General features: G+C 75.6%; 7 protein-coding genes and 1 rRNA gene. All 8 read left to right on the top strand.

Annotated elements, in window-relative coordinates; all coding sequences use genetic code 11:
- Positions 1 to 66: ribosomal RNA gene (gene rrf / locus ABTX81_RS39780) — 5S ribosomal RNA — on the top strand; the annotation flags it as partial.
- A gap of 214 nt (positions 67 to 280) precedes the next feature.
- A complete protein-coding gene (locus ABTX81_RS39215) occupies positions 281 to 1693 on the top strand; it encodes a sensor histidine kinase (protein ID WP_350555689.1) in 1413 nt (470 codons plus the stop codon).
- Positions 1645 to 2310 carry a response regulator transcription factor gene (locus tag ABTX81_RS39220; protein ID WP_350555691.1) on the top strand — a complete coding sequence of 222 codons (666 nt, stop codon included), beginning with the start codon at positions 1645 to 1647 and terminating at the stop codon, positions 2308 to 2310. Before ABTX81_RS39215 ends, ABTX81_RS39220 begins: the two co-directional genes overlap by 49 nt.
- 180 nt (positions 2311 to 2490) lie before the next feature.
- Positions 2491 to 4086: a DUF2637 domain-containing protein gene (locus ABTX81_RS39225; protein WP_350555693.1), complete on the top strand. Its 1596-nt coding sequence runs from the start codon at positions 2491 to 2493 to the stop codon at positions 4084 to 4086.
- A 59-nt stretch (positions 4087 to 4145) separates the two neighbouring features.
- On the top strand, positions 4146 to 5453 hold the full coding sequence (locus ABTX81_RS39230; protein WP_350555695.1) for a DUF6986 family protein: 1308 nt from the start codon (positions 4146 to 4148) through the stop codon (positions 5451 to 5453).
- Positions 5454 to 5541: 88 nt separating this feature from the next.
- Positions 5542 to 6198: a YigZ family protein gene (locus tag ABTX81_RS39235; RefSeq protein WP_350555697.1), complete on the top strand. Its 657-nt coding sequence runs from the start codon at positions 5542 to 5544 to the stop codon at positions 6196 to 6198.
- 139 nt (positions 6199 to 6337) lie between these two features.
- Entirely contained in the window at positions 6338 to 6652 is a 315-nt protein-coding gene (locus tag ABTX81_RS39240; protein ID WP_350555699.1) for a cupin domain-containing protein, read from the top strand.
- Positions 6653 to 6870: 218 nt separating this feature from the next.
- Positions 6871 to 8610, top strand: coding sequence for a hypothetical protein (locus ABTX81_RS39245; RefSeq protein WP_350555701.1), 1740 nt, complete (start codon positions 6871 to 6873; stop codon positions 8608 to 8610).
- The last annotated feature ends 367 nt before the right edge of the window (positions 8611 to 8977 follow it).

Raw genomic sequence — 8977 nt, forward strand, 5'->3', positions numbered from 1 at the left:
GCTAAGCCTCACAGCGCCGATGGTACTGCAGGGGGGACCCTGTGGGAGAGTAGGACGCCGCCGAACAATTCTTCTGAGAAGCCCCTGCCGGGGAACCGGCAGGGGCTTCTCGCATTTCCGCGTCCGGAGGGGTGTCGGGGCAGGAGGTGGACCTAGCACCACCTGAAGTCGGGTGGGACGGCCAGTGCGCGTGAGCGGTGTGCGAGAAAGACTGGGCCAGGACGATCGGAGCCGGCCTGCGGCGTCGGCATCATCAGCGGCATCAGTAACAGGAGTGCTCGTGACAACGGAGAGTCGGATCAGCGGGGGCGGCGCCGTGCGCGTCCGGGCCGAAGCGGCGCTCGCGGCGGGCGGCCTCGGGCTGGTCCGGTTGGTGCTGCTGGTGCTGAGCGCCGTCCCGGTCGTGGTGGTGCCGGTCGTCGGTGGCGTGTTCGCCGGCGCCACCGTCGCGTGGATGCTCGACGCCTACTACCCGGGGGCGTTGTTCGCGCTGTTCGCCGCGCTGGTCGCGGGGCTGGCGCTGGCCGGAACGTTCGTGCGGCCCTGCGCGCGTCGGGCACGGGCGCGGCTCGGCGACTGGTACGGGGTGCGGGTGCCGGTCGCGTACAGTCCGCGGCCGGCGCTGGAGACGGACGACCGTGGTCACTGGTGGACGGGCTACTCCTACCACCGCTCCCACAGCGTCGCCCGACTCGCGCAGTTGCTGCACTGGGCGGCGCGGGACCGGGCGACCCGGGCCGAGATGCTCTGGCTGGTGATCAGCCCGCTGCTGGTGGTCGCGCTCGGGGCGATGGTGGCGGGGCTGCTGGCCGGCGGTGTGACCTCCCTGGTCGTGGCGGTGCTGAGCTACGAGTCCTACGGCCCGAACTCCACGGGGGCCGTGACGGCACTGTTCTCCGTCCTGCTGGGGATCGCGCTGATCGCGCTGGGGGTGCTGCTGGCGCCGTACGCGGTGCGCGTGTACGCGGAGGTGGCGCGGCGGGTGCTGGACCAGGACGGCCGGGCCACGCACGCCCAGCTGACCCGGCGGGTGGCCGAGCTGACCGAGACCCGGGCCGACGCGGTCGGCAGCCAGGCGGCGGAGCTGCGGCGGATCGAGCGGGACCTGCACGACGGCGCGCAGGCCCGGCTGGTCGCGATCGGGATGACGCTGGGCACGATCGAGCACCTCATGGAGACCGACCCGGCGGCGGCGCGCGAGCTGCTCTCCGAGGCCCGGCAGTCCTCGGCGCGGGCGCTCCAGGAGCTGCGCGACCTGGTCCGCGGCATCCATCCGCCGGTGCTGGCCGAGCGCGGACTGGGCGACGCGGTGCGGGCGCTGGCGCTGGACTGCGCGCTGCCGACCGAGGTCTGCGTGAGCCTGCCGGACCGGCCGCCGGCGCCGGTGGAGGCCACGGCGTACTTCAGCATCTGCGAGCTGCTGGCGAACGCGGCCAAGCACTCGGGTGCCGAGCAGGTCTGGGTGGACATCCTGTACCGGGCCGGCCGGCTGCGGGTCACGGTGACGGACGACGGGGTCGGGGTGGCGGATCCCAGCCGGGGGACCGGGCTGCGCGGGATCGAACGGCGATTGGGTACCTTCGACGGTGTCCTCGCCATCGACAGTACGTCGGGCGGTCCGACCACCATCACCTTGGAGCTGCCGTGCGAGTTGTCCTCGCAGAGGACCTCTACCTCCTTCGAGAAGGTCTGATCCGGCTGCTGGAAGCGCACGGCTTCACGATCGCGGCCGCGGTCGAGACCGGCCCGGAGCTGCTGGACGCGCTGCTGACGCACCGTCCGGACGTCGCGGTGGTCGACGTCCGGCTGCCGCCGACGCTCACCGACGAGGGTCTTCAGGCGGCCCTCAAGGCGCGCCGGGAGATCCCCGGCCTGCCGGTGCTGGTGCTGTCGCAGCACGTCCAGCAGCTCTACGCGCGGGAGTTGCTGGCCGACGGCACGGGCGGGATCGGCTACCTGCTGAAGGACCGGGTCTTCGCCGCCGACCAGTTCATCGACGCGGTCCGCCGGGTGGCGGCCGGCGGTACCGCGATGGACCCGGACGTCATCGCCAAGCTGATGCAGACCACCTCCCGTCGTCCCGGCCCGCTGCAGCGGCTGTCGCCCCGTGAGCGGGAGGTGCTGGAACTGATGGCGGAGGGCTGTTCGAACTCGGCGATCGCCGCCCGGCTGACGGTGAGCGACGGCGCGGTGGCCAAGCACATCGCCAATATCTTCACCAAGCTCGAACTGGCCCCGGCGGAGGACGCCAACCGCCGGGTGATGGCCGTGCTCGCCTACCTCAACGGAACGGCGGGACGGGCCGTCTGACCGGCCGCCCGTCCCCGCTGGTGTGACGGTCCGGGCTGCGAGAACGCTGGGACAGGTGTACGAGTAAACTCCGGTGGGCCGAGCCCGGAGGTCCCTCAGCCGTCCGGCGCCCCGACACGCGGGAACCGGCAGCCGGGGCAGCGTACGGCCGCGGCCGACATCCAGGGGTTGATAGACGTAATGGCACGCCCATCGCTCACCAAGGCCCACCGGGGCCTGCTCGGTCTGGTCGCCGCCGGGGCCTGTGTCATCTCGGGAATCGGCTTCGCGGGCTCGTACAACGCGGTCAAGGAACTGGCCGAGGAGAAGGGCTTCGGCGCCTTCTCCTACGCCTTCCCGATCGGCGTGGACGCGGGCATCGTGGTGCTGCTCGCGCTGGACCTGGTGCTGACCTGGCTGCGCATCCCCTTCCCGCTGCTGCGGCAGACCGCCTGGCTGCTGACCGTCGCGACGATCGCCTTCAACGCCGCGGCCTCCTGGGGCGACCCGCTCGGGATGGGCATGCACGCGGTCATCCCGCTGCTGTTCGTCGTGGTGGTCGAGGCCTCGCGGCACGCGGTCGGCCGGATCGCGGCGATCACGGCGGACCGGCACATGGAGTCGGTCCGGGTGATGCGCTGGGTGCTGTCCCCGGTGCCGACCTTCCGGCTCTGGCGGCGGATGAAGCTGTGGGAGCTGCGCTCGTACGACGAGGTCGTGCGGCTGGAGCAGAACCGGCTGGTCTACCGGGCGCAGCTGCGCTTCCGGTACGGGCGGGGCTGGCGCCGTTCGGCGCCCATCCAGGCGCTGCTGCCGCTGAAACTGGCCAAGTACGGGGTGCCGCTGGACCCGGCGGTGTTCGACCGGTTGGACGAGGAGTCGCAGGCGGCGCGCGAGGCGAAGGAGGCCCGCGAGGCCGAGGCCGCGGCCCGCGCGGAGGTACCGGCCGCCCAAGGGGCCCGGGCCCTGGCGGAGAGCCCGGTCGCCCTGGTGCCGGCCGGGCCGGCGGCGCAGGCCGGGAACGACGGGCAGGCGGGCCCGGCCGAGGCGCCGGTGCGGCCGCCGGCCCAGCCTCAGCCCCAGCCGCAGCAGCAGGCGCCGCTCCAGGCCGAGCCGGCGCCCGCCGAGGTGCTCGCCAGGCTGGCCGCCGTGCGGCTGCGTGACGCGCAGGAGCCGGCGGGGGAGGAGCCGCACGGCGCGCCGCAGCCGCAGGAGGAGCTGAACGTGTGGACCGAGCGGGCCGTGCGGACCACCGGTCACCCGAGCGACGGGGCGCCGGGCGGCCGGGTGCCGGGCCAGGTGTCGCCGTGGTTCAAGGCGCCGCGTCCGACCGAGCCCGAGGGGCAGCCGGAGGGCCCGCGACGGCAGGCCGCGGCCGACCACGGCGCCCACGCCGAGCCGTACGCCGAGGACGCGGGTGAGCCCGGCTTCCCGCCGGAGCCCGAGCTCGCGGAGTACGCGGAACCGGAGTACGCGGAACCGGAGTACACGGAGCCGGAGTACGCCGGGGCGGAGGTCGCGCGGGAGGCGGCGGAGGCCGTGGAGCGGGTGCAGCGTCCGTTCGGTCCCGCGCCGCGTCCGGGCTCGTACCGGCTGGACCCGGAGCAGGCGTTCGAGGCGTTGGTGAGCTACATCGACACCTTCGAGCACGAGCCGGAACCCCAGCGGCTGGCCGCCTGGCTGACCAAGAAGTACGGGGTGACCGGCAGCGGTCCCGACGGCTCGGTGCACCCCAAGGACGTCGAAGCGCTCCTTCCGGAGCTGCGCGGCCGCTACGCCGCCTCCGGGAGGGACTGACAGACGCGGGCTCCCGCGGCATGCTGGCCTGACGCGCATGCCTGCCTGAGGAGCGACGGATGGCGCAGACCGGAACGGGCGGGACCGGGCCGACGGGCGGAGCGGGCTTCTCCGCCGCCGCCAGGGCCGCCGTGGACGCGCTGCTGGCGCCGGTCGACGCCGAGCTGGCCCGCCGCTACCCGGGCGATCGGGGCGGCCGCCAGCCGGTCCACACCGTCTACGTGCCGGCCGACGCCTTCGCCGCCGACACCGTCCGGAGCTGGGGCCGGCAGGCCCTGGAGGCCTTCGACACCCACGCCGGTACCCCGGCCGGGCTGGCCCGCGCGCTCGGTGTGCCGGACGACGCGCTGCTCGCCGAGGTGCACCGCCGGGTGCGGGCCAAGCTGGAGCGCGAGCCGGTCGAGGACCTGCGGATCGACTTCGAGGACGGCTACGGCCCGCGGCCCGACGCCGAGGAGGACGCGGCCGCCGTCCGGACGGCCGGGCTGGTCGCCGCCGCGGTCGCCGACGGCGGCGCGCCGCCGTACGTCGGCATCCGGGTCAAGTGCCTGGAGGCGGCCGTCCGGGACCGGGGCATCCGCACCCTGGAGCTCTTCCTCACCACCCTGCTGGCCCACGGCGGACTCCCCGACGGCCTGGTGCTCACCCTGCCCAAGGTGACCTACGCCGAGCAGGTCACCGCGCTGGTCCGGCTGTTGGAGGACTTCGAGCGCAGCGCCGGACTGCGGCCCGGCCGGCTCGGCTTCGAGATCCAGATCGAGACCACCCAGGCGGTCCTCGGCCCGGACGGACGGGCCACCGTCGCCCGGATGATCGAGGCGGCCGAGGGGCGGGCCACCGGCCTGCACTACGGCACCTTCGACTACAGCGCCGCGTGCGGGGTCGCCGCCGCCCACCAGAGCATGGACCACCCGGTCGCCGACCACGCCAAGGCGGTGATGCAGGTGGCCGCCGCCGGGACCGGGGTCCGGCTCTCGGACGGCTCCACCAACGTGGTCCCGGCCGGGAGCACCGCCCAGGTGCACGCCGCCTGGCGGCTGCACCACGGTCTGGTCCGCCGCTCGCTCGCCCGTGCCTACTACCAGGGCTGGGACATGCACCCGGCGCACCTGCCGACCCGGTACGCCGCGGTCTACTCCTTCTACCGGGAGGGCCTCGCGCCGGCCGCCGCCCGGCTGTCCGCCTACCTGGCCGGGACCGGCGGGGACGTCCTGGACGAGCCGGCGACGGTCCGGGCGCTCGGCGGGTACCTGCTGCGCGGGCTGGACTGCGGGGCGGTCGACCTCGCCGAGATCGCCGGCGCGACCGGCCTGGACCGCGCCGGCCTGGAGGCGCTCGCGGGCGGTCGCCGACCGGGTCGGGGTTAGGCTGGCGGAGCGGTCCCCGGGCGAGCTGTCGTCCGGCGCGGGCCGCGCCGTCCGCCCCTCGCTCGCCGTCCGGGAGAACCGCCGCGCCATGTCCGCCACGCCGGAGCCGACCCCCAGGCCCTACCTGACCATCCGGAGCGCGGGCACGCACGAACTGGAGATCAAGAAGTCCCGGTTCATCTGCCACCTCGCCCGGGTCACCGACGAGGAGGAGGCCCAGGCGTTCATCGCCGGCATCCGCAAGCGGTACTGGGACGCCCGGCACAACTGCACCGCCTTCGTGGTCGGCGACGAGCAGCGCCGCGAGCGCTCCAGCGACGACGGCGAGCCCGGCGGGACGGCGGGCGTGCCGATGCTGGAGGTGCTGCGCCGGCGCGGCGTCACCGACACGGTGGCGGTGGTGACCCGGTACTTCGGCGGGATCAAGCTCGGCGCGGGCGGTCTGGTGCGGGCGTACGGGAGCGCGGTGTCGGAGGCGCTCGACGAGGTCGGGATGCTGGAGCGGCGGCCGGTCGCGCTGCTCGCGGTGACGGCGGACCACACCCGGGCCGGGCGGGTGGAGAACGACCTGCGGGCGGCGGGGTACGCCGTCAGCGACCTGGCGTACGAGGCGACCGGGGTGCGGATCGAGGTCGGGGTGCCGGAGCCGGAGGTCGCGGCGTTCCACACCTGGCTGGCCGAGGCGACCGGCGGGACGGCGGCCGCGGTGGCGGCGGGCCGCACCTATGTCGAGGTGCCCGTCTGAGCGTGCTCCGGGCGGGCGTCATCGAACGGGCGTGCCGGTTCCGGACAGCTTTTCGGCCGGTTTCCGGCCACCCGGTGCCGGGGCCGCGGGGCCCTGCCTAGCCTGGTCGGATTCCGCCGACCAGGGAGCCGAGAGCGTGATGCCCGTCGTCCGGACCATCACCCTGGGCCCGGGGGACAGCACCGGCTGGCACTACCACCCGGGCCGGGTCGACGTCGTGGTGCTCGCCGGCACGCTCACCCGGACCCTGCACGACGGCCGGGTGGAGGTCAGCCGCGCCGGTGACTGCCTGGTGGAGCACGCCGGACCGGTGCACGTCCACGTCGGCCACAACCACGGGACCGTCCCGGTGGTGCTGGTCGCCCGCTACGAGGCGCCGGCGGGCCGCCCGCTCGCGGTGCCCGTGCCGGTGCCCGGGTGGAGCCGCAGCGGCGCCGGGCACCGCGCCGACTGAGCCGGTCCGCGGGCGGAGCCGGTCCTCGCGGATCCTTGCAGATCCTCGTCGTCCGTGATGGACGGCTTGAGCAGATTCACCCGAATGTAGTGACGTGGCCCGGAGTTGGAACTTCCGCTCCGGGCCATGGCGTTTCCTGGGCACAGGTCCGGCGAACCGGACCAATGACCCATCGATGGAGGACACGGGACCCCACCACCGAACCCGGAGGTATGTGCATGACCTCGGAACGCTCCTCGTCGTCGTTCCCCGCCCAGGCCGGCCCCTCCGGCCCCGGCGGTCCCGCGACGCCCTACCGGATGACCGTCACCACCGCCCTCCCGCACACCGACGCCCTCGCCCTGGCCGACCAGTGCCTCGCCGCCTGGCTGAAGCAGGAATGGCGCGAGGAACCCCCGCCCCACGAACCCGGCGCGGGCGCGCCCCGCACCGAACGCCTCCGGCTCGGCGAGCGCGTCCTGCTGGACCGCGACGGAGGCCCGCTCGACGGCCCGCCGCCCGGCGGCCGCTACGACCGCCGCCGGATCGGCACCCCGGCCCCGCACGGCACCGACCGGCTCACCCTCACCGTGGCGACCGGACCCACCGGTCCGACCTGGCTCCGGCTGGAGGCCACGACCCACCCCACCGGCAGCGGTGTGCGCACACCCGGGCGGGTACCGGTGCCCGAGGTGGTCCGCTCCCTGCTGCCGCTGCTGGACGCCACCGACGGCCCGGCCGCCGTACCGGCCGCGCCCCGGGTGCTCACCGCCGCCGGGGTCGACCGGCTCGTCGACGAACTCTGCGACCCGGACCGCCGGATGCCCACCGTGGTGGCCAGCGTCCCGGCCGGCCTCGGCACCGACCGGTGGCTCGCGGACGTCGTCGGCCCGCTCTGCGACCAGCTGCCCGGCCTCGCCGGCCTGTACGTCCTGGACGCGGACGCCCGGACCAGGTTCAACGTCGCGTTCGAGTTCCACGCCGTCTACGGCGGCGCGGTGCGCACCTACCTGCCCGAGGTCGACCCGGCCTCGCGGCGGGACGGCCGCCGGCACCCGGTGCTGGCGCGGAACCGGATCGAGGAGGCCCCCCGGCGCGCGGCCGCCCTGCTGGCCCGCGAACCGCGTCGGCTCGCCGCCGAACGGCCGCTGCCGCCGGTGCTGGCGGGCGTCCCGCCGCTGCGGGTGCCCCGGCCCGCCCCGGCCGCGGAGGCCGCGCCCGTGGCGCCCGCCCACGGGCGGGAGGAGCACGGGCGGGTCACGCACCCGGCACGGCACGAGGTCCGCCGGGAACGCCACCACGAGCGGCCGAAGCCCGCGGCGCCGCCCGGAGCGGCCGGCGCTCGGGCGGCCGGTCCCGGCCAGGGGCGGGTGTCGGTCGGCCGGCTCTGCGCCGCCGCGCCGGGCGGCGCCGGAACCCTCACCGGGCCGACCACGCCCGTCCGCCGACCCGGGCGGCGGCACGCCGGACCGCCCGGCGGCCGCGGCGGCGTCCCGCTCACCTTCACCGAGCTGATGGCCCGGCTCGGCGAGTTCCCGCTGCTCACCTTCACCGGCGACCAGAAGGCCGCGCTCGCCCTCGACGAGCTGCGCTGCGCCGGCGGCGGCTGGGCCCGGCTCACCTGGGACGGCCTCACCGCGCTCCAGGAGTACGCCGAGGCGGCCGTGCGCGGCCAGGCGGGCGGCGACTTCAAGCAGTGGTGCGAGCGGACCCCGGCCGGCTGCCACCGCTTCCCGCCCCGCAAGGCGGTGCGCGGCGAGTCCCGGACGGTGCACAGCCACGCCAAGTGGAAACGCGAGCGGATGCTCCCGGTACCCGAGTGCGTGGACGCGTCCCGGCGGGCGTTCATGGGCGCGCACCTGCGGATCGGCGGCGGCCGCACCGCGCCCCGGCTGCACTACCTCGACGACTGTTCGGGCAGTGGCCGGATCTATGTCGGCTACATCGGGCTGCACCTGACCAACACCCGGACCAACTGAGAGGCTTGGCTGACCGGTGCGCCGGTTCGGTGGACAATGTCCGGAAGGGGGCGGGCCTCGGGTGACCGACGGGCTGCCGACCGCCCCCGGGCAGGCGCCGGACGAGCATGGGGGAACGACCACCGATGCAGTACTCAGCAGACGGCCAGTCCGACGGTGCTGTCACGGCCCCCCAACCGGGCTTCCTCGCCTCGGTCTTCCGCGACCTCGGGGTCGAGCCGGAGGACGACGGCCCGTCCGGCCGTCCTTCCGGAGCCCCGGACACCGCCCCGGACGGCCCGTCACCCGACGGTCCGCCGGGCGTGGGGGGGGGGGGGCGGGGCGGCCCCCCCCCCCCCCCCCCCGCCCGCCCCCCCCCCCCCCCCCC

The sequence above is a fragment of the Kitasatospora sp. NPDC097605 genome, assembly GCF_040302725.1.
Lineage (GTDB): Bacteria > Actinomycetota > Actinomycetes > Streptomycetales > Streptomycetaceae > Kitasatospora.